The following is a 21877-nucleotide window of genomic DNA, read 5'->3' on the forward strand; positions in this document are numbered from 1 at the left end:
GGCGCGGCAGGATCTGCAAAAGCGGTAGGCAACCCAGCCAACCAACCCAAACAAGATGACCGCCCAGATGGCGGCAAGGGTGAGAAAGAAAGCCATCATTGAGGCTTCTCCATTTTTGGTACGTCGGTAGACCGGCGGATGCTGATCCAGTCCTTCAACGTTTTTAATACTTGGTCGCGGGTGAAGTTATCCGCGGCCAGGCGGTCAAGTTTGCTTTCCAACAGCTCAAGCAGTTGCAGCCGCTCAGAGCGGCGGGCATTAATAAACGCTTTGTGTAATTCGTCGTCTTGCATATCTCCTCCTGATTTCAGGGTGTAAGAAACCCGCCACCATGAAGGCGGCATTATTTTTAATAACGCTGTTTAATTAATCGCAGTCAGTAATGTTTATTAATGACGGGATATCGCGGTTTAACTTTTGTAGAATTTTTATTCCTCGAAAAACGGCCCGCCTTTCTGCGTAACTCATTTCCTCGAACTTCATTTCGATGTGCCTAGCCGTTAACTTTGTGCGGCTATCAATATTGCCTAATGTGCAAATGGCTTTTTTTTCACTCGCCATCAGCTTGTTATAAAAACAGGCTGTGTGATTTTTGTTTTTAGCGCGCGCCAGTAATGACTTGGCATTATTGACGAAACACTCAACGGATTTTATTTGCTCAACTGTCATGCTCATAAAAGCCCCCACACTGTTACCTATCTGGGAGCGCATCCCGTGACGCCAATCACCCACCGTTAAAGGTTGAGATGCGCTCTCAGATAGGGCCGGGCGTACCCGGCTAAGCTGAAATTTCAGGTTGCGGAATATCGCCGTTGTTGCAGCGCATGATCAAACGATCGATAACGGCGGCTGCCGGGCCATCTCCAGCAGCCTCTGCCGTACTCAGCAGGCCAGTCAGGCCGATGCACAGGCGGAATGCGTAATCGTTCAGCGATACCTGGCGAACCTCTGGCGCCACAGCGGAAGCGCTGTGCAGATTGGTCGCTTTGGTGTGGTACTGCAGCAGCAGCGCGTCGATCAGAATGCGGTAAGGCTGTTTCATGCTGTTGTGTCCTCTGAGAATGTCGCCGGTTTTTTGCCGTAGCACTGCCAATACTTCGCGGCGTTCTCGATAACGATGCTGGCAGCAGGGTGGCCGGCATAGCGTGCTGCGTCTGCGATACGTCCGAGATTGATCACCGCTGACGCCGATTCACTCACCGCGCGCTCTGGTTTCATGTACTGCATTCGCTTGTCGTATTGAGCGATCACGGCGTTTGCTGCGTCGTAGAATGGGTTGCCGCTCATGTTGGCCTCTTCCTGTTGATCATCTTGTCCACGGTGCGCATGGCTTCCGCCAGCGCGAAATCACGACCGAAATAATCTCCGTTGCTTACCAGCTGATAGGCCGTGCGATTCGTTTCGCTATGGCGGGGGCATTTCTGAATCGTGAACCCGCGATAAACGAAAGTGTGTTTCGATAGCTGTATCAATGCTTTGTTATGCGCGTCCATATTGGGATCTCAGCTGTTGTCGATGGCGTCTTTCAACATTGCAACGAGATTGACCTCAACCTTGTCCTTTGCCTTATTTTTCGGGCGGATGATTATCCTTCCGTCACGAACCATCCGGCGGCAGGTGGCCAACGGGATTTGAACCATTTCGGCATAGCGTTCGAGCGAGACGTAGCCAGTTGGTACAGATATGTTGATAGTTACGTTTCTCATTACCGCGCCTCATTCAGCTGTGAATGACTCAAGCCCGCGAAGAAAGATCAGGCGCGCCATGCTTGAACTGGAGCGGCTTTCGCGTGTGGCGATTGCTTCGAGTTCGGCGCGTTCATTCTCCGACAAGCGCATAGGAATTGGATTTTTTGCAGCAATCCCACGAGGTAAACGTGAGCGGGGCTCATGGAGATCTTGTTTCATAGTGGTATATTATGACCTGCTAAGTGTATGTGAGAATTATTCTGGTACGAAAAAACGTACCAGTCAAGAGAAAAGAAATGAAAATAAGTATCGGAACTCGATTGAGAGAGGAACGAGAGCGCCTGGGATTTACACAAGTTGCCATGGGGGATCTTGGCGGCGTTAGAAAACAAACCCAGCTCAAGTACGAAAAAGGCGACAACAGTCCTGATGCTGAGTATCTGTTGGCATTGTCAAAATTTGGCTTAGATGTGCTGTATGTGGTTACTGGCGTTCGGTCTGCTGAAGCCTTAACTAATGATGAGCAAGAACTACTTGGGCATTTCAGGGCGGCCCCACTGGCTGTTAAGGTGGCTGCACTTGCTGCTCTTACCGCTGGTAGCTCTGTTGCAGATTCCAAAGCAATAAGCGTGAGCGGTGGAAGCGGCCAAAGGATTGCTGGACGTGACTTTCATGAGTACAAGAATAAATAGTTCAGGAGGGCCTCTATGGGGAGTGATTCTAAGGGTAGGCATAACAGGATTGCTGGTAACGATATTGGTGGTCGGTTGCGTGAAGAGCGAAAGAAATTCAATTTAAATCAAGGTGATTTTGCAAAGCTGGCGGATTTCTCTCGAAACGCGCAGGCCATGTATGAGAGAGATGAAACGGCTCCGGGAGCAAGGTATTTGGTTCGCCTTGCGGAGATTGGTGCAGATGTTTTGTACATACTTACGGGTAACCGCTCTGCTTCAGCAGGAGAGATATCAAATGAGGAGCTTGAGCTTATCCAGCTTTACAGGTCGGCTCCATTGGTGGTTAAAGCTGCAGCACTAGCAGCATTGAGCGCTGGTAGCTCTGCGTCAAATACAGTTAGCGTTACTAGTCAAGGAGACCGCGTGGCGGGCAGGGTTTACAACGAAAACAAGAAATAAGGAGGTTTCATGACGGTAAATTCGACAGGTGAAAAAAATCGCGTTGCCGGTCGTGACTTTAATGAAAATAAAATCCAGATACATCGATTTGATGGTAGTCACACCGTCAATATTGCTATTCCTTCCGAAAATGAAGATAAGCGCCCACTCGTTAAAGCCCAGCGCAAGGAACTTAACCGCCTTGTAGCAGCCATAGCCGAAGCTGGAGACAACGAAGCATTCGTTGTTTGGCAAAAGGTACATGCTGAGGTTGGTGTTGGTAGCATTGAAGATATGACCATAAACCAATATCAGGCAGCAGTTAGCTTCCTTCAGGCCATGCTTGATAGGTACAAAGAAAAAGATGCAAGCAAAGCTATGGTCAGTCTTCTTCTTAGGAATAGTGAAGACAATGAGGTCAGGCAAAAGCTCATTCGCTACTGTAATATTAATTTTGGCACGGGGCGGCTCAATGACTTAACCCGCTCTCAGCTACAGTTAGCGCTTTCATGGCTTGAGCAGCAATCTCAAACAACGTACTTAGACCAGGTCACAGCTCAATCTCCGCGATTAAGTACCCTTAAGCTCATTCAGACTTACGCCAAAGAGTTCCTTCTCGTTTTTGCAGCAGGCATACTGTTGGGAGCCTTTATTTTTTGAAATAACAGAGGGCTAATATGAAAACTATCTGCTTTACTGGTTTTAGTAAAAATAAAAAAAGTGAATTAACGAACATCGCTTTATCCCTTGGTTATTCGGTTAGCAAAGATGTTACGAAAGGGCTTGATTACTTATGTTGTGGAGACAGCGCAGGGCCAAGTAAAATTAATAAAGCAAAACAGAATAATTCAGCTTTACTATCCGAGGTTGATTTTTATAACCTTCCTGACCTTAGCGCTAGACCTAGTAAATCGACACAAATGACCATATATGACTCGAATGAGTTTTTAGACATTATTTGGTCGGCTATTGATAAAAGGGATGAAATATCTGTTTTTTATCATGGTGGCACGTCGAGCGGTAAAGAGCGGCGAATCATTCCACTTACACTTCTTGATAATTTCACTTTGCGTGCGGTTGACTTATCCAGTGTTGGGCATCCAGTAAAATCTTTTAGTGTGGGTAAAATTGAAATATCAGGCGTCAGAATGCTGGATGTGCCGATTCAAAAACGAAATATGAAATCGAGGAAAAAATATACACACGGGTTATACAGGGATATATCTGATGTTTTTCTGGCTTTTAATGACACGCTTCTAGGTATGGGTTGGCATGTTGCAACTTACAATGATGGCTCCGGATTGTGTAATCGGTTAGATGTTTGTGATTTTTTTAAAAATGGCAAACCTCGCAAGTCTCCTGTTGTTAGCCTGCGCTACCAACCTGAAAATTTAACTCGTCCTTTTGTTTGTAGGTGTCCTGAGATCGAGTTTATTTCGACATATGCCCATCTAGATAATGCAGCCGAGATGTTCATTACCTTGGCGTATGCGAGCTCTGCAGAAGATGCCGAGACTGAATTATGACTGTTCGTAAACTAACTTCTGGCAAGTGGCTCTGTGAGTGTTATCCCTACGGTGCTTCTGGCAAGAGAATTCGGGTAACACGAGCAACGAAAGGTGAGGCGCTCTCGTATGAGCGCCGCATCATGAGTGCTGCTCATGGCTCAAATATTGAGACCAACACTCAAAAGTTATCTGATCTCGTAACGCGCTGGTACGAAATGCATGGCAAATCGCTCACCTCTGGAGAAGAGAGAAAGGCTAAGCTTGAGGCCATCTGCGAGCGTCTTGGTGATCCACTGGTCGACACATTCGATAAAAACATGTTTGCCATTTACCGCGAGCGTCGGTTGCGCGGTGAGTGGAACCCGAAAGGTAAAAAACAGCTGAAAGAGGCAACAGTTAATCGGGAGTATTCATACCTGCATGCTGTATTTTCTGAATTGAAACGCCTCGGAGAATGGCAGGGAGATAACCCACTGGATGGCATTCGGCAATTCCGTGAAGGCGATCAGGAGCTGGCATTTTTATATGACGATGAGATTCAACGTCTACTTGATGCTTGTGACGAGTCTGCAAATAAAGATCTTGGGGCCGTGGTTCGCATTTGCCTAGCGACTGGCGCGCGCTGGAGTGAGGCTCAAGATTTAAAGCAATCTCAGGTAATGCCCGGGCGCCTTACCTTTACCCAGACAAAAAGCAAGAAGAATAGAACCATTCCAATATCCGCCAAAGTGCAGGCATTACTACCCAGAAAGCGAGGCAATCTTTTCGCGCCGTGCTATGAGGCTTTCGGTTCCGCTCTCAAGCGTGCAGGCATTGAACTTCCAGCAGGGCAGCGCACGCACGTTTTAAGACACACGTTCGCAAGTCATTTTATGATGCGCGGGGGTAATATTCTTGTGCTGCAGCAGATACTGGGACATAGCTCGATTACAATGACGATGAGATACGCGCATTTTGCACCTGAGCACCTAGAGGCCGCAGTTACTCTCAATCCATTTGATAGCCTCGGAGCTGAGCGTTTGGAGGCTTAAAACAGTGGCGATAAAAATCGTATACGCACAGCAAATCTCAACTATGGTTAATTTTACTTTTCTTTTAAATCATAAGGTTATGATTTTTAAAAGCCTTGGATAGTTTTTAAAATCCCTCGGCTTATGGCTGTGCGGGTTCAAGTCCCGCCCCGGGTACCAGGGAAAATAATTCCAGAATAATCAAAGCAATATGCAGTAATGTCGTGACCGCCGGAAGGCGGTTTTTTTGTGCCTGAAAATCCACTTCATAATATTTTGCTTCTATCACTGCTCTCCCACAGCCAGAATGATGGCTATTTTTCGGTCATGCCTCATCGTTTATTCAATGTTAACGCCCCAGTTTCACTGATGGACGCTCCCAATTGTCTAAACTTATGAGCATTCCAGACGACCGCTGGATTACGCTTCGGTTCGAAACGCGGATGTAATCCGCAAGAGAGCCGTAAGGCTAAATGCCGGTGACATCTGCTTTTCTCATAAAATATGGCAGTTTTTTGAGACGGTTAGCGATAAGTGATATATAACCGGAGAGTAAAAAAAGAGAAGGAGCGTCGTATGAGAGGAGGACTATTTTTATTAATTATTGTAATGCTATCTGGGTGCTCAGGGTCTTTTGGATCGATATTGGGCGTTATTCCGCAAAGTTCCGATGTTTGTCCCCAGGGGAAAAATGCGATCTCCGGTGAGTGCCGCTAGTGATAGCTATTTGAAAAATTGAGTGTTATCCCTGCTCAACATCTTTCTTCGTCGCTGGCCCTTAGTGTGCCGTCAGGTTGAATATTGGTCTGGCTAGTGATGCTGTCAACATGTGGTATCCGGGTATATCGCTTAACCTGACACCCGCTATGTCACGCAATTGAGACGATATCCGGCTATTTGAACGGTGTTCTGATAGCCGGATATCGTTTTCCCCACAACTAAAGCTTAGCCCCCATCAATGCCTTCCAGGCAACGGCACCTTATTCGCGTGGCATTGGCCACCAACAACCAGAATAGCGATGGGCGCACAGGTCCGATTTCCGCATACATCCCCGCTAACGACCGCTAACCCCAATGACCTCGATAGCGGCTCTGTGCAGTTTTTGGCAATAGTCCTCGGGCTGTCTTTCGACCTCTTTGATCAGATAGGCGAGAATGTTTTGCTTGGTGATGGGCTTGCTGGACGAGAGTACCTGAACAACGCTCTTGCCTACGAGGTTGTATATTTGCTCACGGTACAACTCGACGTCTTTATTGTCGAGACCGTAAAGAGAGTAATCAATCATAGTGTTTCTACCGCTGGTGAAATATAAAGCGCCGCCTGAAGCGGGCTGAGAAGCCATTAAAAAATAAAATAGTGCAAATTCCACTTAGGTGCATGCCTTCGTGGTAGGTTCACGATAACGTAATAGGAATATTCCTATCAATAGCCAGCGGCAATCTAGATGGCTAATTAGGAATAACCTCATGTCACAGCTTCGGTATCTAAGCGTACCAAGATGAATCACGGGGAAGACGTTGGGGGCTGATGAATATCCGGCAGTGTGTCAAAACTTTTCAGCGGCGGGTCCAGAGGCAGTAAGCATGCTGAGCGCGAATCTCTTATCCGCCAGACCGTTCCGCGGGCTGGGTCGGCGAGGTTTTTGATGAATAACCCCCTTTGCACACGGTTTGTTACAGTATAACAGCGTTAAAATTCCTCGTGGCGGCAACATCGGCTCGAATTATCTGTCAGATTACCATTCAATAGCAGGGTAAGCGCATAGCCCTCAACCACACACAACCTGTGTCAGTCAGCAGTTATGAATTCACTTTGGCGAGAATGGTATTAATAATGCAGAAGTTTCGACATTGGACCCAGTTGCAGGTCTCTTTCTTTATCGCGTTTTATCTTGGTGTCTTGCTCAATATCCCCATATTTTATCGTCGTTATCAGCAGCTCAATTACGACAATTTACTGTCGATCGGCATTGAGGTCGTCGCGGCCTTTTGCCTGGTGTGCTTCATCACTCTACTGATTTCGTTTTTGGGGCGTCGACTGTTCCGCATTCTGGCATCGTTACTGGTCCTGAGCTCGGTTGCCGCCAGCTATTATATGGTGTTGTTCCACGTCGATATTGGCTATGGCATCCTGGCGGCGGTGATGACCACCGACGTTGATTTGTCCAAAGAGTCGGTTGGTTGGCATTTTGGCGTGTGGATGGTGCTGGTAAGTTTGTTGCCGCTGCTGTTCATCTGGCTGGCGCCGATGCATGAAGCCGCACTCAAGCGCAGTAACTGGGCGACGTTGTTTAAAAAGGGCGGCATTATGTTGGCTGCCGGGGTGTGCTGTTGGTTGCCGCTCACGCTTATGGGGCAGGTGCAGGATCGCCACGATCGCGAAAATAACCAATTGATGGCCAGCTATGGTGGCGTAGTCGCCGGCAGCTATTCACCGTCTAACTGGCTATCTGCGCTGGGACTGCTGACCTACAGCTCATACAGCCGAGCGGAAGACAGCCGCAATCTGTTCGATCCCGCTGCGCATTTTACCTATCAGCCGCCGAAAGACGTGAATGACCTCTATGTGGTGTTTGTGATTGGCGAAAGCGCCAGACGCGATCACATGGGCGTTTACGGCTACCAGCGCGACAACACGCCTTACCTTGATAAGGAAACCAACCTGGCGGTGTTACAGGGTTATTCCTGCGACACCTCGACCAAACTCTCTTTGCGTTGCATGTTTGTGCGGGAAGGGGGGGCTGCTGAAGAACCTGAGCGGACGCTGAAGGAAATGAACGTCTTTTCGGTACTGAAAAAGCAGGGCTTTTCGTCGGAGCTGTTTTCGATGCAAAGTGAAGCCTGGTTCTATAACAAAACTCAGGCGGATGATTATGCGCTGAGAGAAAGCATTCAGGCGGAAAAACGCAACGTCGGCAAACCGGTGAATGACATGGCGCTGATTGACGAGTTGCAGGATTCATTAGGTCGCCACCCGCAGGGCAAGCATTTGGTCATTCTGCATACCAAAGGCTCGCACTATATGTATACCGAACGCTATCCTCGCGCTTTTGCCCGTTACAAGCCGGAGTGCCAGGGTATTGATGACGCCTGCTCTACGGAGGAGATGATCAACTCTTACGACAACAGCCTGCTGTACACCGATTATTTCCTTGAGCAAGTGTTCAATCAGTTACGTAACCGTAACGCCATCGTGTTTTACGCCTCGGATCACGGTGAGTCGATCTCGGAAAATATGCATTTCCACGGTACGCCGCGTGACCGCGCACCGAAGGAACAGCGCACGGTTCCCATCATGGTTTGGGCATCCGACAAGTTTCTCAGCCAACCCGATCACCAGGCCGCATTTAATCAGTTAAAAGCGCTGCAACAGGCCAAAACGCCGGTGTTCCATGAGAAGTTGTTCGACAGCGTACTGGGCTGTATCGGCTATACCTCACCGGATGGCGGTATCGTGAAACCGCATAACTGGTGTCAGGTGAACTGAGCCATTGTGAGAAATGTTCAAACCGCCGTAAGGCGGTTTTTTTTGGAGGATTATGCGGTAGGGGGGCGTTAGCGCAGGCTTTCAATCCAGTGGAAGAAGCGTGAAAAGCGGGCTGCGAGATCCCCGAGGTTAAACATCGTACCTATCCAGAGAGCGGCCATGATCACCACTCCAATGATAATCAGCACGTCCATTTTGCTCATTGGTTATATTCTTCAATGGGTTAATATTTTTTAAGCTTAGCATCAATCGTTTCAGGGATAAAATATCGACGTAATAATGCCTGAGTTACTCAGGTTGCCGGTTGGATAAAAATGGAGGATGGCAATGAAAATCTTGAGCATGGCAGGAAATGACCTGCGTCTGAAGATCCTGACAGACAGCGATACTGAAATTGCTCATCTTTATTTTCGTGAGAATCAACAGCATCTTTTGCCGTGGGAGCCGATCCGGCCAGATGACTTTTACAACGTTGAAGTTATTCAGCAGCGGCTTTGGCAGGCGGGGAAAGACGCTGAACAGGGGGGTGCCTATCAATTTGGTATCGTCAATGGCGCAGGCACTGAAATGCTGGGTGCCTGCAATTTTACCCATGTTGCTCGCGGCCCATTCCAGGCCTGCCATCTGGGCTATTCGATCGCTGCCCGGCACGAAGGTAAAGGCATAATGACCCAGGCGCTAACCGCCGCCATCGGTCACCTGTTTGGTGAGTTGGGTCTGCACCGCATTATGGCGGCCTATATACCGACGAACGCTCGCAGTGAAAAGCTGTTGCTGCGCCTCGGCTTCGAGAAAGAAGGCTATGCAAAGTCTTATCTGAAGATTGCCGGCCGCTGGCAGGATCACGTATTGACCTCATTGATTAATCCACAGCACACAGAGTAGCAAGCCGGTGGGAATGACGGGGCGCTGCGTCGACTCGGCCCGTTGCTTTTGAATCCGGTATTCAGGTTTCTTGTCCGGGGTTGCTTTGACAGCGTCAGGGGTATAAAAAAATCCGTAATCTGCAGTGAGATTACGGATTTTTACCGACCCATGGGATCGTTCAACCGATCATGTATTGCCTAACCGAGCGGCATCAACCCCGTGGGAGGGCTTTAGTCCAGTTTCGGATGCTGGTCGACAAGCGTCTGCTTTTTCCTCTCCAGCTCGGCAATCTGCTCGTTGATATCCTCAACCTTCTGTTCGATGTTGTCGTAGGTTTCCTGCAACAGCTCTTTGGCTTCCGTACGATCCGAGGCGGCCGGGGTAGCACCCCGTAGCGGTTTGTTGGCGGTTTCCTTCATATACAGGCCGGTGATCAGGCCAATCACCGCCACCACCATCAGGTAGTACGCCGGCATATACAGGTTACCGGTCGACTCGACCAACCAGGCGGCCACCGTCGGCGTAGCGCCGGCGACCAGAACCGAGATGTTGAACGAAATCGCCAGTGCGCTGTAACGAATATGTGTCGGGAACATCGCCGGCAGGGTAGAGGCCATCACGCCGGTGAAGGAGTTCAGCAGCACCGCCAACACCAGCAGGCCGACAAAGATCAGACCAATCACGTTGCTGTTGATCAGGATAAAGCAGGGTATCGACAGCAACAGCAGCCCGATGCTGCCGCCAATGATAAACGGCTTGCGGCCAATGCGGTCGCTGGCCAGGCCGATCACCGGCTGAACAAACAGCATGCCGATCATGATGGCGATGATGATCAGTACGCCGTGATCTTCCGAGTAGTGCAGGTTATGCGACAGGTAGCTCGGCATGTAGGTCAGCAGCATATAGTAGGTTACGTTGGTGGAAATTACGATACCGACGCACACCAGCAGGCTTCGCCAATGCTTGGCCGCGATCTCTTTAAACGAGGTCTTCGGCGGGTTTCCGATGGCATCGCGATCTTCTTTCTCCATCTTCTCCACGTGCTGCTGGAACGCCGGGGTTTCTTCCAGCGCATGGCGCAGATACAGACCGATCAGGCCTAGCGGTGCAGCGATAAAGAACGGAATACGCCAACCCCAGTCGAGGAAGTTGCTTTCGCCGACGATGCTGGAAATCAGCACCACTACGCCTGCGCCGAGCACGAAGCCGGCAATGGAGCCGAAATCAAGCCAACTGCCCATAAAGCCGCGCTTTCTGTCGGGCGAGTATTCAGCGACGAAGATCGCCGCGCCCGAGTATTCGCCGCCCACCGAGAAGCCCTGCGCCAGTTTGGCCAGCAGCAGCAGCACCGGCGCCCAGATGCCGATCGAAGCATATGAAGGGATCAGGCCAATACAGAAGGTGCTTACCGCCATGATAATAATGGTGATGGAAAGGACCTTCTGGCGGCCGAATTTATCACCCATCGCGCCAAAGAACAGGCCGCCTAACGGGCGCACCAGGAAGGGAACGGAGAACGTTGCCAGTGCGGCAATCATCTGCACGCCGGGGGTGGCGCCAGGGAAAAACACTTGCCCAAGGGCGTAGGCTACGAAGCCATAGACACCGAAGTCAAACCATTCCATCGCGTTGCCTAATGCAGCCGCGGTAATCGCTTTCTTCAGCTTGCTGTCGTCGATGATGGTGATGTCATTAATATGCATCGGCTTATGTCGTTTTTTTCTTAACTTCATATAATCATCCCTTAATCAATTTTAGTCGTACGTGAATTCGCAATCCTCGTTCACTTTCTTCTGTCAAGTTATCAGTATGGCTAATCTGATCTCCATGTGGAGAGATCCCATGCCACTATTTTTGTGTGATGCGAATCACGCAATGTGCCCGCTTTTAGCAGGAATATGTCATTTAGGTGACTAATTATTTTGCATCTATAGCTTAACGTTATATCTTCCGACGATCAAATTTAGCAGTTTGTCTTATACATTTTCACCAAAATAGCGCCAAAACAGGTTAATTATTGTGCGTGTTGATGGTTTTTTTATCAGGGGAGGGATCGCTAAAGTATAGGGGGAACCGGAAAGGATACGGGTAAAATTAATGCGTTTTGCTGCTGTGAATCAAGGCCTGACGTAGACGCCAGGCCGGTGAATTATTGGGGTGAACCACCAAATTCCAGGTAGATTTGCGCCAGATTCTGGTACTGGTCAAAGCGGTTTTCGTCCAGTGCCAGTTCTGCCAGCCGACGGCGATTCTGCGCATCCAGCCAGAAGGTGATAGAGACGGCGCCCTGGCGATAGCGAATTTCATTCAACCGTTCAGATTTACGCGCCAGAGCCAAGGCCATCTGTAAATGTTGCTCCTGCGCCATCAACTGGGTACGCAACGATAAAGCATTGTCTACATCGGCCATGGCTTTATACAACGCCTGTTTGAATTCCAACACCCGCAGTTCGTAATCGCTACGGGCGATTTTGATGTCAACGCTCATCTGCCGCCACTCGAGGAAAGGCAGCGATAGCCCTGCGCCGACCGATGCCATCGGATTGCGAAGAAACTCCAGCAGCGCGGTGCTGCTGGCGCCCAATGAACCGGTCAGGCTGAAGGCCGGATAATATTGGGTACGTTTCACGTCAACGTTAGCCAACGCTTCGCGAAGTCGCAGCTCTTTGGCGTGGATATCCGGGCGATGGCGCAGCACGTTGACCGGGATACCGGCATTGATTTGCGGCAACCGGCCCATCGGCAACCTGGCGGGAACAATCACCGCATTGCCCGGCGGCGCACCCAGCAGCAGCGTTTGTTCGTTCAACGCCAGTTGGCGCTCGCGCCGTTGTGCCAACTGGGTATTTTCCTGATTAATCAGGTTCTGTTCGGCATCCACCACGTCAAGTGAAGAGACGCTGCCCGCGCGGTAACGGGCATTAACCAGTCGCAAAGTTTCCCGGGCATAGGCGATGCTCTGCTGGTTGACGTCGATCCGCTGATTGATAAAGCCTACCCGCCAGTAATTCTTGCTGGCGCTGGCGAGCAATGCCAGGCGAGCGCTTTGCAAATCTTGCTGCGTAGCCTGCCGGCTCCATTCTGCAGCGTCACGCTGACGCGCAAGCTTACCCCACAGGTCGACTTCATAGCTGACGCCAAGGTTGGCGCTACTGCTTTTGTTCCAGGGTGAGGAATCAGAAAGAGCGGTGTTGGCACCGCTATTGAGTGTTGCGCTCACGCCCGGTGCGGTGTTGATGCCGACCCGTTGCGCCTCTAACTGAGCCCGGTAAACGCGCAGTGCGGCGGCGGCCAAATCGTTATTGCCGGCCATGACCTGCTGTAACCAGCGGTCAAGTTGAGGATCGCGGAAGTCGCGCCAGTCAAAGGGAACCGGGCCTGCGGCATCGGTGCTCTCCTGCCAGTGAGCCGGGTAGTTAATCTGGGGTGTTTGATAATCGCTTTTTAATGCGTTGCCGCAGCCGGTGCTGAACAGGGCTGCGAGGCATAACGCTATCGGTGATAAAATTTTCATAAGTTACTCGCTGGCCAGTGAAATGACCGGATCCATCCGCGCCGCTTTACGGGCTGGGAGATAACCGAAGATCATGCCGATTAGGGTGGAACAGCAAAAGGCCACAGCGGCGGCCTGCCAGGAATAGATGGCGGTGAGCATTCCGCCCGCCAGCGCGGTAAACAGCGAACCGGCGGCGAACGACAACGCAATGCCCAACACGCCGCCGATCAGGCAGACCAGCACGGCTTCGATCATAAATTGCTGCATGATGTCACTGCGCCTGGCACCCACCGCCATGCGCACGCCAATCTCGTGCGTTCGCTCGGTGACTGAAACCAGCATGATGTTCATTACGCCGAGGCTGCCGATGATCAGGGAGATCGAAGCCACCATCAGGATCAACAGGCTCAGGGTCATAGAAGCATGTTCGATCGATTTACGAAACTTGTCGCGGTTGAACAGCATAAAGTCTTTAACGCCATGGCGTTGGGTCAGTAATTGGCTGATGGCGCCGACGGCGGCTTCGTTATCGACGTTATCCTTCAATCGCACGCCGATGCTGCTTAGCGTCGGCTTGCCCACCATGCGGTACATCACCGTGGTATAGGGCATCCACACGCTGATGCGGTTCGGTGCGGAATCCTGGTTGCTTTTGACTACACCGACCACTCGGGCCGGCACTGCGCCGAGAAACACGATTTGGCCGAGCGGCGCTATGCCGAAATCACCGAACAGCGAATTGCGCGCATTCTCGTCAATGATCACTTCCTGCAATGCGCTGCGATCGTCACGGAAAGTCGAGCCCTGTAATAAGGTGAGCCCGTTAACCCGGAAATAGTCGCGCCCGACGCCGGTGATTGAGGCTGTCGCCGATTTGCTGCGAAAACGAATGGAGTCCGAGGCGCTGACTTCAGGGCTGACGCTGTCGACAAAGCTCTGGCTGGCCAGCGCATCGGCGTCTGCAGGCACCAGCGTGCGAATGCTGTCGATGGCGTCATCAAAGAAATCGCGGCCGGGGTAAATGCTGACGACATTGGTGCCGAGATCTTTGATGTTGGCCAGCGTGCGCTGTTTGGCACCTTCGCCCAGTGCGACTACCGTTACTACCGCAGCGATGCCGAAAATGATGCCGGCCATGGTCAGGGCGGTGCGCAGGCGGTGGGCATTCATCGCCTTCAGTGCCATTTGCAGCGATTCGCGGGTGCGATCGAGCAGGCTGTGCCAGTAGCCTTGTCTTACGCGGACGGCTGTTGGTTGAGCCATTGGCGGGGCGGGGGACTTGCAACCGCTGTCGGCGATGACTTCACCGTCCTGCAGTTCAATGATGCGCTGTGCGTGTTGGGCCACCTTCATATCGTGGGTGACGATGACCACGGTATGGCCGCGCTGGTTAAGCTCGCTGAGGATTGCCAGCACCTCTTGCCCGGATTTGGAATCCAGTGCGCCGGTCGGTTCATCCGCCAGAATAATTTCGCCGCCGTTGATTAAGGAGCGAGCGATGCTGACGCGCTGTTGCTGGCCGCCGGAGAGTTGGCCGGGTTTATGGTTTTCACGGCCTTCCAGCCCCAGTCGCGCCAGCAACTGCGCTGCTCGCAGGCGGCGTTGATCGCGCTTGTCGTTGGCGTAAATCGCCGGGATCTCGACATTGCCCAGCGCGCTGATGTCCGGCATTAAATGATAGCGTTGGAAGATAAAACCGATGTGTTCGCGGCGCAGCCTGGCCAGTTCGTCCGGTGACAGATGTGCGGCGTTCTGGCCGCCGATGTAATAGTCGCCCTGATCCGGCGCATCCAGACACCCCATGATGTTCATCAGCGTTGATTTGCCGGAGCCGGAGGCGCCTATGATGGCGACCAGTTCCCCGGCGGCGATCGTCAGGTTGATGTTTTTGAGCACCGTCAGCGGTTGGGCGCTGTTGGTATAGGTGCGGCTTATGCCTTTCAGCTCAATGATATTTTTCACAGTAAGATGCCATCCCCGCCCGAATTGGCGCTTTCCTGCATCAGCACGACGGTTTCACCGGCCTTCAACCCGGAAAGGATCTGGATATCGACGTTGTTGGTAATACCGGTCTTTACCTCGCGCATTTCCAACCGATCATTAGTGGTCAGCACTTGCACTTGCTGTTTTTTATCTTCGGTTTTACGCACTGCCTGAATGGGGACCAGCAGCGTGTTTTTCGCTTCACCGAGCAGCAGTGAAACCTGCGCGGTCATGGCGATGCGCAGCCGGTTATCCGGGTTGGGCACGTCCAGCAGCGCGTTGTAATACACCGAGGCATTAGACGTCCCGGAACCGGAGGCAGAACTGCTGCCGGAGAGCGAGTCGTCTTTCATCACCGATTCCGGCGCCAGTTCGACGGTGCGCAAAGTGGCGTCATAACGCTTTTCCGGATCGGAGAAAATCGTGAAATAGGCTTTTTGCCCCTGGGAAACGCGGGTAATGTCGGCCTCGGAGATCTGCGCTTTGATGGTCATCAGGTCCAGCCGAGCCAGTTTGACTATGGTCGGTGCGCTCTGGTTGGCGTTAACCGTCTGGCCTTGCTGGGTAATTACCGCAATCACGATGCCGTCCATCGGTGCCAGAATACGGGTGTAACTCAGATCGACCTTTTTCTTATCCACTTCAATCTGCGCCTGCACGATACGCGCATTCAGGGCAATCAGTTCTGCGCGGGTGGTGGTGAGCGTAGCTTCGGCGGCCTCAAAATCCTCGAGTGAACTGGCCTCATCGTTCAGCATGCGCTTTTGGCGTTTAAAGCGGGATTCGGCCTGCTTCAGCAGCGCCTGTTTGGCCTGCAAATCTGCCTTTGCGACGTTCAGCGCCGCTTCAGCGTTGCGCAGGTCATTACGCTGCGGCAGATCATCGATGTCGGCAATCGGTTGGCCCTGAGTGACCCGGTCGCCCAGTTTGACCTTCAGGGATTTGACCTGGCCTGAAACCTGCGCGCCGACATTCACTCGTTCAACCGCGTCCATTTTACCGGTTGCCAGTACGGCATTTTCTATATCGCCTACACGAACCGGCGCGGTGACATGGTTTGCCTGTGGGGGGCGCTGCAGATAGCTTGTCAGAGCGATGAGCAAGACGGCGAGCAGAGTGCCGACCGCGATAAATGCCAAGCGGCGGGAGGTGAATTTCATGGTGGTTTGCCTTAGTTTTCCTTAACAGCGGTAAGCCGTGATTCCAAGAGGCGTCATGGTGACACCCTCGGCTTTAACTGGCGGTAAACACGCGACGTATTTTTGCCGTGGTGTCGATAATAAATATTATTCTCATAAACTTCATCAAAGAAAAGTCATCATGGAGAGCATGCAATTTGAGCAAACAAGCGTTATGCTGTATAAAAAACCAGTTATATTGATTAACAAAGATCGCGATTCGTTACCATGATGCCAAACCGACTCGAGCCGGAGCTCGACATTTATCAGTACCCGGAGCATCTGCGCACCAGCCTTGAGGTGTTGCCCAAGTCACCGGGCGTGTACTTGTTTCATGGCTTGAGCGACAGCATGCCGCTGTATATCGGCAAAAGCGTTAATATTCGCAGCCGGGTGATGGCGCATTTTCGCACGCAGGATGAAGCCCGCCTGCTGCGGCAAACCCAGCGTATCAGCTTTCATGAAACGGCCGGTGAACTGGGAGCTTTGCTGCTGGAGGCGCAGTTGATCAAACAGCAACAGCCGCTGTTCAACAAACGCCTGCGTCGTTCGAAGCAGCTCTGTTCATTGCATCTGGATGGTGGGCAGGTGAGCATTGCACATGCCAAAGACATTGATTTTGCCGCTACGCCTAATCTGCATGGGCTGTTTGCCAACCGAACTGCCGCGCTGGAAAAGTTGCGGACCATCGCCGATGAACAGCGCCTGTGTTACGGCAAGTTGGGTATTGATAAACTGCCCGCCGGGCGGGGGTGTTTCCGTTATAGCTTGCGAAAATGCACCGGTGTCTGCTGTGGTGTCGAATCGAATCTGCAACATGACCAACGGCTGGCGGCGGCGCTGCAACAGACGCGCATCAACACGTGGCCCTATGCCGGACGAGTGGCTATGGAAGAGCAGGGGGCATTTTTGCGCCAGTACCACGTCATTCATAACTGGTTCTATTTGGGGAGCGTCGGCGTGCTGCAGCAGGCCGATTCGCTACAGCGAACCGCGAGTCATTTTGACAGTGATGGCTACAAGATCCTGTGCAAGCCCTTGATGAGTGGGCGTTACCCGATCATTGAACTGGGTGACTGAAGGGGTCAGAATTATCTGCAAAATCGCTCGCGCGCTTGATCCCATAGCATTGATATGGATAATGACGCCCCGAAGCGAAGGGATGCGCTATTAACTCAGTTGGCAGAGTGATTGGTTTTTTAATGGCTTGTTTTGGCTACAAAATTGATAGACGCGGGTTCGAGTCCTGCATAGCGCGCCAGCTTCCCTCTTTAAGAATCGTTATCGTAAAGCGCACCCGGGTTGATTTGCACTATCGGCTCCTTGTTGGGTTTTTCGGGTGTGCTTTACCGTAACGGGCTCTCCTTTCTCTGTTGCTATTGATCTTTGCTAGACTGTAATCAGGCAGGTTTGCTGCCCGGCAACAGGAGGTCGATATGTCCGAGTCCGATCAACTGCAGGAATTATTGCAACGCGTAGCCGCTCTGGAGGCCAGAGAGAAGTCGCTGACCGCTGCCTCCAATGCCTATCAGGCGATAATCACCACCCTGCTCGGCAGCTTGGATCAGCAGGAGCGCGACAAGATTATTGCGACGATCGACCAGGCGCATGAGATTGCCTACGCCCGCGCAATTCAGCGCTGTAATGAACCGCAGAAGCAAAAAATCAAACAAGCTGACGATATCGCTCAGCGCATGTTCATGTTTGCACAAGGTAAAAATTCTCTGCAACGCTAGCAGCACAGGTATAACAGTTACCGATTTTAAATTGCAGAACTGATCTACCTGGGCAAACTGTACTTGTGATAGTTTGAGGAATGATTATTGATAGCGTAATGCTCCCCCAAGCATAAGGTTGTAAGTATGGACGCCATTAAAAGCATCTTGGTAAAAGAAATCGAGCGGATCAACCGGCAGGAAGGGCGCGACGGCAAGCTGCGGTTTAACAGCGAATTTGCCCGTGAGCACCGCTATCTGTGTCTTGCCATGTTCGCCGGCTATTTCGCCGTGCTCGCCGTGATGTACCAGGTTCCTTACATGGGCTTCTTCTCATTTTTGGCTTTCACGGCCTTCGTTTTGTTCATGTTTGCCATGCTGATGATTGAAATCAAACCTGTGTATCGTTTTGAGGATATCGGCGTGCTGGACCTGCGCGTATGCTATAACGGCGAGTGGTATTTCACGCGTGCGCTGTCGCCGCAGTCGGTGAAGGCGCTGCTGGATGAGCCGTCGATCGGCACGACGTTGAAAAAGCGCATGCAGGAAATTATCGCCAATAAAGGCGAGATCGATTTCTATGACGTCTACGATCTGGCGTATTCAAAGAAGCCACAGGGCGAGCAGCCGCAGATGGCGGTGCTTAACTGAAGGGTTTCCGCCTGTACAGTTGTCGATTATACTCACTCTTCGAAGCCAGTTAAGCGTGAGGAGTTTGCGATGAGTGATGATATTTTCGATTTTGATATCGATGCCGAATTAGCGAAAGCGGAAGAAAAAGCAGCGCAGAAAGCAAAAGAAGTGCCTGAGATCTTTGAGGACGAAGCGGACTGCGAAGGGTGCAAAATCTGATCGCCATTGCCAACTAAAAAAACCGCTGCGGCGGTTTTTTTGTATCTGGAATAGGGTGAGACAGAAAAAAAAGCCCGTTTCAGGCGGGCCAACACTTAAGTCGTATGAGGGTATCATTTTTATTTCCATGTCCGGTCAGCATACGCGCTACGGCCGGGAAGAGATGTACAAGCATTGTAACAAAATGGTTGTTGTTGTGTTGCCGTGTTACCCATGCCAGCCGAACGATTAATCCAGCACAAAACCCCAAATCAACAACCCTGCCACGATAACCAGGCAGAGCGCAGAGACGGTAACCAGTATTTTCCCCAGAATATCTTTTTCTTGTTGCTGCTGTGCCACGTTAACGTTATCCAATTAAGATGCTATGGACCAAATCGGCGATGCCCAGATCCAGCGCGATGACCACCAGAGCCAGCAGCACCATGACAGATAAAAATCGAGTTTTGCTGTTCAAATCAATACCCATCACCGCTGCGCAGTGTTCCCAGAGTAAAGGTTAAAACGACGAGGCTGAAAGCCGCGATTTTGATAATTACAGTGTTTAAGAACCTTTCCAGGCTTATAAGTTCCGTCAGTATTATAGTGCCCGCTGCGGGCGTCACAGCGCAGCGAGCGGGTACTGCGGGAGGATCAGTCAGTCACGATTTTTACGCCAATCTTGCTGATCAAGTTGCCGTCCATTTCGGCAATGGTCCAGGTCAGACCATCCCATTCTACCTGATCGCCTACCACGGGGGCGCCGCCAATCAGTTGAAGGACGAACTGGCCGAGCGTTTGTTGTTCGTCCACACCTTCCTGCAGGTTAAGACCGTATACCTGTGAAATATCGCTCAGGCGTGCGTCTGATTGCAGGATAAAGTCACCGAAGAAGCGCTCGTCCAGTGTGACCACCGGCGCCTGGCTGAACAGTTTACCCAGCACCGGCAGATCGTGCTCATGGCCGATTACGCACAGAATGTCATCTTCACGCAGCCTTGTACTGCCGCTTGGGTGCAGCAGTTCCTTGCCCCGGAACAGCGCGGCGATACGAGTGCCGGGCGGCATTTTCAGCTCACGCAGCGCAGCGCCCACGCACCAGTTTTCCGAAGAGAGTTGGTAAACAAACTGCTCCCATTGGTTTTCCGGGTGTACGTCCAGCCCGACCCGCGAGATGGGCGCCAGCGCCGGCGGCACTATGACCTTGGCTTTTTTTGCGGCGAATGACAGCGTGGTGCCTTGCAGCAGCAGCGAGACCAATACGACAAAGAAAGCCACATTGAAAAACAGCTGTGCATTCGGCAATCCCGCCATCATCGGGAAGACGGCCAGAATGACCGGTACCGCGCCGCGCAGGCCGACCCACGAGATAAAACTGCGTTCGCGCAGGGTAAAACTGCGAAACGGCAACAGCCCGATAAATACCGAAAGCGGCCGGGCGAACAAGATCATCCACAACGACAGCAGCAGGGCAGGGATGGCGATGGGCAGCAACTCGTGCGGATTGAGCAGCAACCCCAGCACCAGGAACATGCCGATCTGGCTCAGCCAGGCCAGACCGTCGAAGGTTTGGACAATGCCGTGCCGGTTGCGGATTGGCCGATTGCCCAGCATCAAGCCGCACAGGTATACCGCCAGGATACCGCTGCCGTCTAGCGCGGTGGTCAGGGAAAAAATCAAAATGCCGCCGCTCACGGCCAGCAGCGGGTACAGGCCTTCGGCCAATTTGATGTGATTGATCAACCCCAACAGCAGCCAGCCGCCGCCAAGGCCAAAGATGATCCCCATGCCGAACTGCTGCATCAAATGAAGGGGGAACATCCAGCTCAGCGTGGTTTCGCCGGCGGCGATCATCGCAATCAGAGTGATGGTGAGGAACACCGCCATCGGATCGTTGCTGCCGGATTCAATTTCCAGCGTAGCGCTGACGCGTTCGTTGAGCCCTTTACCGCCCAGCAGTGAAAATACCGCTGCGGCGTCGGTAGAGCCGATAATGGCGCCAATCAGCATGCCCTGAAGCAGATCAAGGTCAAACAGCCAGGCGGCAGCCAGGCCGGTAAGCCCGGCGGTAATCACCACGCCGATGGTAGCGAGGGAAAGCGCCGGCCACAGCGCAACGCGGAAAGAACTGACGCGGGTGCGCATCCCGCCATCCAGCAGGATCACCGCCAGAGCCAGGTTACTGACCAGATAGGCAACAGGATAATTGCTGAAAACGATGCCGCCTGGGCCATCGACCCCCGCCAGCATGCCAATCGCCAGGAAAATCACCAAAATGGGAATGCCCAGCCGCGAAGAGAATGAACTGAGAAGAATGCTTGCTCCCACCAACACGGCACCGATGATGAACAAGCTGTTGATCGTGCTGGCATCCAAAATAACGTTCTCCTGAGGCTGGGGGAAAGGCGTTGCGCGCGGGCGCAGATACCGGGTGATGATAACGTGTTTAGTGGGTAAAACGCTAAAGCTGATTTGGCATTTATTGCCATTTGGTGAGGATGAACAGAGAAAGCGGGGGGAAGACGATAAGTTCTTATTTTTATCTATAGTTATCAGAACACTGAATATTTACTTGGATAATAATCGCCAGGTTGTCAATACAGGAAGGAAAAACCATTAAGCCCCCGTCGGGAGGCTTAATGGTTTGTAGGCCAGTGTCGTTAATGATCGAGTGATTGCAAGGCCCGTCGGATCAACTCAGCGGCCAGCTTTCGCTCAGACTCTGAAATGCCGTCAAGATTGAGGCTGGAAAGCTCGGTTACCAGAATGCTACGATCTTTGCCGCTGATCGACGAGTCCAGTGCGGACAGCAACCGGCCAAGGATTTTCAGTAGGGTGGCGTTTTCTGGAATGGCTTCCTGAGCCGAAGTGTCTTTGTCAGTCATTAAAAATCCTCTCTGTCGTGACGGAAGGGAGATGCTGCAAACATTGTCGTACCAACGACAACGTCGTCCCTCAGGGTTCATTGAGCCCAATCACTACCGTAAGGCAGGGATGTGGAT

General features: G+C 51.8%; 27 protein-coding genes and 1 tRNA gene. 12 read left to right on the forward strand and 16 right to left on the reverse strand.

Features of this window, described 5'->3' with window-relative positions:
* Positions 1 to 95: 95 nt before the first annotated feature.
* The 6 genes from JEM67_RS10430 to JEM67_RS10455 all read right to left on the reverse strand — a co-directional run bounded on the left by JEM67_RS10430 (position 96) and on the right by JEM67_RS10455 (position 1706).
* On the reverse strand, positions 96 to 293 hold the full coding sequence (locus JEM67_RS10430) for a hypothetical protein (RefSeq protein ID WP_199637228.1): 198 nt from the start codon (positions 291 to 293) through the stop codon (positions 96 to 98).
* Positions 294 to 366: 73 nt separating this feature from the next.
* Positions 367 to 675, reverse strand: a complete 309-nt coding sequence (locus JEM67_RS10435) for a hypothetical protein (protein WP_199637230.1) — start codon at positions 673 to 675, stop codon at positions 367 to 369.
* Between the two features lie 103 nt (positions 676 to 778).
* Positions 779 to 1042: a hypothetical protein gene (locus tag JEM67_RS10440; protein WP_079449381.1), complete on the reverse strand. Its 264-nt coding sequence runs from the start codon at positions 1040 to 1042 to the stop codon at positions 779 to 781.
* Positions 1039 to 1287, reverse strand: coding sequence for a hypothetical protein (locus tag JEM67_RS10445; RefSeq protein ID WP_199637232.1), 249 nt, complete (start codon positions 1285 to 1287; stop codon positions 1039 to 1041). Before JEM67_RS10445 ends, JEM67_RS10440 begins: the two co-directional genes overlap by 4 nt.
* Positions 1284 to 1493 carry a DUF4761 family protein gene (locus JEM67_RS10450; RefSeq protein WP_199637234.1) on the reverse strand — a complete coding sequence of 70 codons (210 nt, stop codon included), beginning with the start codon at positions 1491 to 1493 and terminating at the stop codon, positions 1284 to 1286. The genes JEM67_RS10445 and JEM67_RS10450 overlap by 4 nt, the downstream gene beginning before the upstream one ends.
* A gap of 9 nt (positions 1494 to 1502) precedes the next feature.
* Positions 1503 to 1706, reverse strand: coding sequence for a DNA-binding protein (locus tag JEM67_RS10455; RefSeq protein WP_199637237.1), 204 nt, complete (start codon positions 1704 to 1706; stop codon positions 1503 to 1505).
* A 278-nt stretch (positions 1707 to 1984) separates the two neighbouring features.
* Between JEM67_RS10455 and JEM67_RS10460 the strand changes: the two genes are divergently transcribed.
* Genes JEM67_RS10460 through JEM67_RS10480 form a run of 5 tightly spaced genes read left to right on the forward strand, consistent with a single transcriptional unit; the run spans position 1985 to position 5339 of the window.
* Positions 1985 to 2380, forward strand: coding sequence for a helix-turn-helix domain-containing protein (locus JEM67_RS10460; protein WP_199637239.1), 396 nt, complete (start codon positions 1985 to 1987; stop codon positions 2378 to 2380).
* A 15-nt stretch (positions 2381 to 2395) separates the two neighbouring features.
* Entirely contained in the window at positions 2396 to 2821 is a 426-nt protein-coding gene (locus tag JEM67_RS10465; RefSeq protein ID WP_199637241.1) for a helix-turn-helix domain-containing protein, read from the forward strand.
* Between the two features lie 9 nt (positions 2822 to 2830).
* Complete coding sequence (locus JEM67_RS10470; protein ID WP_199637243.1) at positions 2831 to 3460, forward strand: hypothetical protein; 630 nt, start codon at positions 2831 to 2833, stop codon at positions 3458 to 3460.
* Positions 3461 to 3477: 17 nt separating this feature from the next.
* Complete coding sequence (locus JEM67_RS10475) at positions 3478 to 4326, forward strand: BRCT domain-containing protein (RefSeq protein WP_199637245.1); 849 nt, start codon at positions 3478 to 3480, stop codon at positions 4324 to 4326.
* A complete protein-coding gene (locus tag JEM67_RS10480) occupies positions 4323 to 5339 on the forward strand; it encodes a phage integrase (RefSeq protein WP_199637247.1) in 1017 nt (338 codons plus the stop codon). Before JEM67_RS10475 ends, JEM67_RS10480 begins: the two co-directional genes overlap by 4 nt.
* Before the next feature lie 121 nt (positions 5340 to 5460).
* Here the strand turns inward: JEM67_RS10480 and JEM67_RS10485 are convergent, their stop codons facing one another.
* Complete coding sequence (locus JEM67_RS10485; protein ID WP_199637249.1) at positions 5461 to 5607, reverse strand: hypothetical protein; 147 nt, start codon at positions 5605 to 5607, stop codon at positions 5461 to 5463.
* Between the two features lie 766 nt (positions 5608 to 6373).
* Positions 6374 to 6688, reverse strand: coding sequence for a hypothetical protein (locus tag JEM67_RS10490; protein WP_239440989.1), 315 nt, complete (start codon positions 6686 to 6688; stop codon positions 6374 to 6376).
* 464 nt (positions 6689 to 7152) lie between these two features.
* Between JEM67_RS10490 and eptB the strand changes: the two genes are divergently transcribed.
* Positions 7153 to 8805: a kdo(2)-lipid A phosphoethanolamine 7''-transferase gene (gene eptB, locus JEM67_RS10495; protein ID WP_199637251.1), complete on the forward strand. Its 1653-nt coding sequence runs from the start codon at positions 7153 to 7155 to the stop codon at positions 8803 to 8805.
* A gap of 68 nt (positions 8806 to 8873) precedes the next feature.
* On the opposite strand, the gene JEM67_RS10500 is transcribed toward eptB, so the two are convergent.
* On the reverse strand, positions 8874 to 9008 hold the full coding sequence (locus JEM67_RS10500; protein ID WP_041416033.1) for a hypothetical protein: 135 nt from the start codon (positions 9006 to 9008) through the stop codon (positions 8874 to 8876).
* Between the two features lie 124 nt (positions 9009 to 9132).
* Between JEM67_RS10500 and JEM67_RS10505 the strand changes: the two genes are divergently transcribed.
* Positions 9133 to 9690 (forward strand): GNAT family N-acetyltransferase, encoded by a 558-nt coding sequence (locus JEM67_RS10505; protein ID WP_199637253.1) that lies wholly within the window; start codon positions 9133 to 9135, stop codon positions 9688 to 9690.
* A 212-nt stretch (positions 9691 to 9902) separates the two neighbouring features.
* Here the strand turns inward: JEM67_RS10505 and proP are convergent, their stop codons facing one another.
* The 4 genes from proP to JEM67_RS10525 form a co-directional block, all read right to left on the reverse strand.
* Positions 9903 to 11405, reverse strand: a complete 1503-nt coding sequence (gene proP / locus JEM67_RS10510; protein WP_004942953.1) for a glycine betaine/L-proline transporter ProP — start codon at positions 11403 to 11405, stop codon at positions 9903 to 9905.
* A gap of 416 nt (positions 11406 to 11821) precedes the next feature.
* Positions 11822 to 13186 (reverse strand): TolC family protein, encoded by a 1365-nt coding sequence (locus JEM67_RS10515; protein ID WP_199637255.1) that lies wholly within the window; start codon positions 13184 to 13186, stop codon positions 11822 to 11824.
* A 3-nt stretch (positions 13187 to 13189) separates the two neighbouring features.
* Positions 13190 to 15130: a MacB family efflux pump subunit gene (locus JEM67_RS10520; protein WP_199637257.1), complete on the reverse strand. Its 1941-nt coding sequence runs from the start codon at positions 15128 to 15130 to the stop codon at positions 13190 to 13192.
* Positions 15127 to 16311, reverse strand: a complete 1185-nt coding sequence (locus tag JEM67_RS10525) for an efflux RND transporter periplasmic adaptor subunit (RefSeq protein WP_199637259.1) — start codon at positions 16309 to 16311, stop codon at positions 15127 to 15129. The genes JEM67_RS10520 and JEM67_RS10525 overlap by 4 nt, the downstream gene beginning before the upstream one ends.
* Positions 16312 to 16557: 246 nt before the next feature.
* On the opposite strand from JEM67_RS10525, the gene cho reads away from it, so the two are divergent.
* From cho to JEM67_RS10550, 5 genes are all read left to right on the forward strand, one after another.
* The gene (cho, locus tag JEM67_RS10530; RefSeq protein ID WP_199637261.1) at positions 16558 to 17409 is read left to right on the forward strand and encodes an excinuclease Cho; all 852 of its coding nucleotides are present in this window, start codon (positions 16558 to 16560) and stop codon (positions 17407 to 17409) included.
* 84 nt (positions 17410 to 17493) lie between these two features.
* Positions 17494 to 17590 (forward strand) — tRNA-OTHER (locus tag JEM67_RS10535).
* A 175-nt stretch (positions 17591 to 17765) separates the two neighbouring features.
* Positions 17766 to 18065 (forward strand): sigma-S stabilization anti-adapter protein IraP, encoded by a 300-nt coding sequence (locus tag JEM67_RS10540; protein WP_013812404.1) that lies wholly within the window; start codon positions 17766 to 17768, stop codon positions 18063 to 18065.
* Positions 18066 to 18191: 126 nt separating this feature from the next.
* Positions 18192 to 18695, forward strand: coding sequence for a YlaC family protein (locus JEM67_RS10545; protein WP_199637263.1), 504 nt, complete (start codon positions 18192 to 18194; stop codon positions 18693 to 18695).
* Positions 18696 to 18764: 69 nt separating this feature from the next.
* Complete coding sequence (locus JEM67_RS10550) at positions 18765 to 18896, forward strand: hypothetical protein (RefSeq protein WP_255520015.1); 132 nt, start codon at positions 18765 to 18767, stop codon at positions 18894 to 18896.
* A gap of 228 nt (positions 18897 to 19124) precedes the next feature.
* Here the strand turns inward: JEM67_RS10550 and JEM67_RS10555 are convergent, their stop codons facing one another.
* The 3 genes from JEM67_RS10555 to JEM67_RS10565 all read right to left on the reverse strand — a co-directional run bounded on the left by JEM67_RS10555 (position 19125) and on the right by JEM67_RS10565 (position 21760).
* Entirely contained in the window at positions 19125 to 19253 is a 129-nt protein-coding gene (locus JEM67_RS10555) for a hypothetical protein (protein ID WP_041416034.1), read from the reverse strand.
* A 276-nt stretch (positions 19254 to 19529) separates the two neighbouring features.
* Positions 19530 to 21251, reverse strand: coding sequence for a potassium/proton antiporter (locus JEM67_RS10560; protein WP_199637265.1), 1722 nt, complete (start codon positions 21249 to 21251; stop codon positions 19530 to 19532).
* A gap of 284 nt (positions 21252 to 21535) precedes the next feature.
* Positions 21536 to 21760 carry a hypothetical protein gene (locus JEM67_RS10565; protein WP_004942973.1) on the reverse strand — a complete coding sequence of 75 codons (225 nt, stop codon included), beginning with the start codon at positions 21758 to 21760 and terminating at the stop codon, positions 21536 to 21538.
* Positions 21761 to 21877: the final 117 nt, after the last annotated feature.

Source organism: Serratia sp. PAMC26656 (genome assembly GCF_016469055.2).
GTDB lineage: Bacteria > Pseudomonadota > Gammaproteobacteria > Enterobacterales > Enterobacteriaceae > Serratia > Serratia plymuthica.

Coding starts and splice junctions, on each gene's coding strand:
- JEM67_RS10430 (WP_199637228.1), bottom strand. CDS start 293: ATGCAAGACGACGAATTACACAAAGCGTTTATTAATGCCCGCCGCTCT.
- JEM67_RS10435 (WP_199637230.1), bottom strand. CDS start 675: ATGAGCATGACAGTTGAGCAAATAAAATCCGTTGAGTGTTTCGTCAAT.
- JEM67_RS10440 (WP_079449381.1), bottom strand. CDS start 1,042: ATGAAACAGCCTTACCGCATTCTGATCGACGCGCTGCTGCTGCAGTAC.
- JEM67_RS10445 (WP_199637232.1), bottom strand. CDS start 1,287: ATGAGCGGCAACCCATTCTACGACGCAGCAAACGCCGTGATCGCTCAA.
- JEM67_RS10450 (WP_199637234.1), bottom strand. CDS start 1,493: ATGGACGCGCATAACAAAGCATTGATACAGCTATCGAAACACACTTTC.
- JEM67_RS10455 (WP_199637237.1), bottom strand. CDS start 1,706: ATGAGAAACGTAACTATCAACATATCTGTACCAACTGGCTACGTCTCG.
- JEM67_RS10460 (WP_199637239.1), top strand. CDS start 1,985: ATGAAAATAAGTATCGGAACTCGATTGAGAGAGGAACGAGAGCGCCTG.
- JEM67_RS10465 (WP_199637241.1), top strand. CDS start 2,396: ATGGGGAGTGATTCTAAGGGTAGGCATAACAGGATTGCTGGTAACGAT.
- JEM67_RS10470 (WP_199637243.1), top strand. CDS start 2,831: ATGACGGTAAATTCGACAGGTGAAAAAAATCGCGTTGCCGGTCGTGAC.
- JEM67_RS10475 (WP_199637245.1), top strand. CDS start 3,478: ATGAAAACTATCTGCTTTACTGGTTTTAGTAAAAATAAAAAAAGTGAA.
- JEM67_RS10480 (WP_199637247.1), top strand. CDS start 4,323: ATGACTGTTCGTAAACTAACTTCTGGCAAGTGGCTCTGTGAGTGTTAT.
- eptB (WP_199637251.1), top strand. CDS start 7,153: ATGCAGAAGTTTCGACATTGGACCCAGTTGCAGGTCTCTTTCTTTATC.
- JEM67_RS10500 (WP_041416033.1), bottom strand. CDS start 9,008: ATGAGCAAAATGGACGTGCTGATTATCATTGGAGTGGTGATCATGGCC.
- JEM67_RS10505 (WP_199637253.1), top strand. CDS start 9,133: ATGAAAATCTTGAGCATGGCAGGAAATGACCTGCGTCTGAAGATCCTG.
- proP (WP_004942953.1), bottom strand. CDS start 11,405: ATGAAGTTAAGAAAAAAACGACATAAGCCGATGCATATTAATGACATC.
- JEM67_RS10515 (WP_199637255.1), bottom strand. CDS start 13,186: ATGAAAATTTTATCACCGATAGCGTTATGCCTCGCAGCCCTGTTCAGC.
- JEM67_RS10525 (WP_199637259.1), bottom strand. CDS start 16,311: ATGAAATTCACCTCCCGCCGCTTGGCATTTATCGCGGTCGGCACTCTG.
- cho (WP_199637261.1), top strand. CDS start 16,558: ATGATGCCAAACCGACTCGAGCCGGAGCTCGACATTTATCAGTACCCG.
- JEM67_RS10540 (WP_013812404.1), top strand. CDS start 17,766: ATGTCCGAGTCCGATCAACTGCAGGAATTATTGCAACGCGTAGCCGCT.
- JEM67_RS10545 (WP_199637263.1), top strand. CDS start 18,192: ATGGACGCCATTAAAAGCATCTTGGTAAAAGAAATCGAGCGGATCAAC.
- JEM67_RS10550 (WP_255520015.1), top strand. CDS start 18,765: ATGAGTGATGATATTTTCGATTTTGATATCGATGCCGAATTAGCGAAA.
- JEM67_RS10565 (WP_004942973.1), bottom strand. CDS start 21,760: ATGACTGACAAAGACACTTCGGCTCAGGAAGCCATTCCAGAAAACGCC.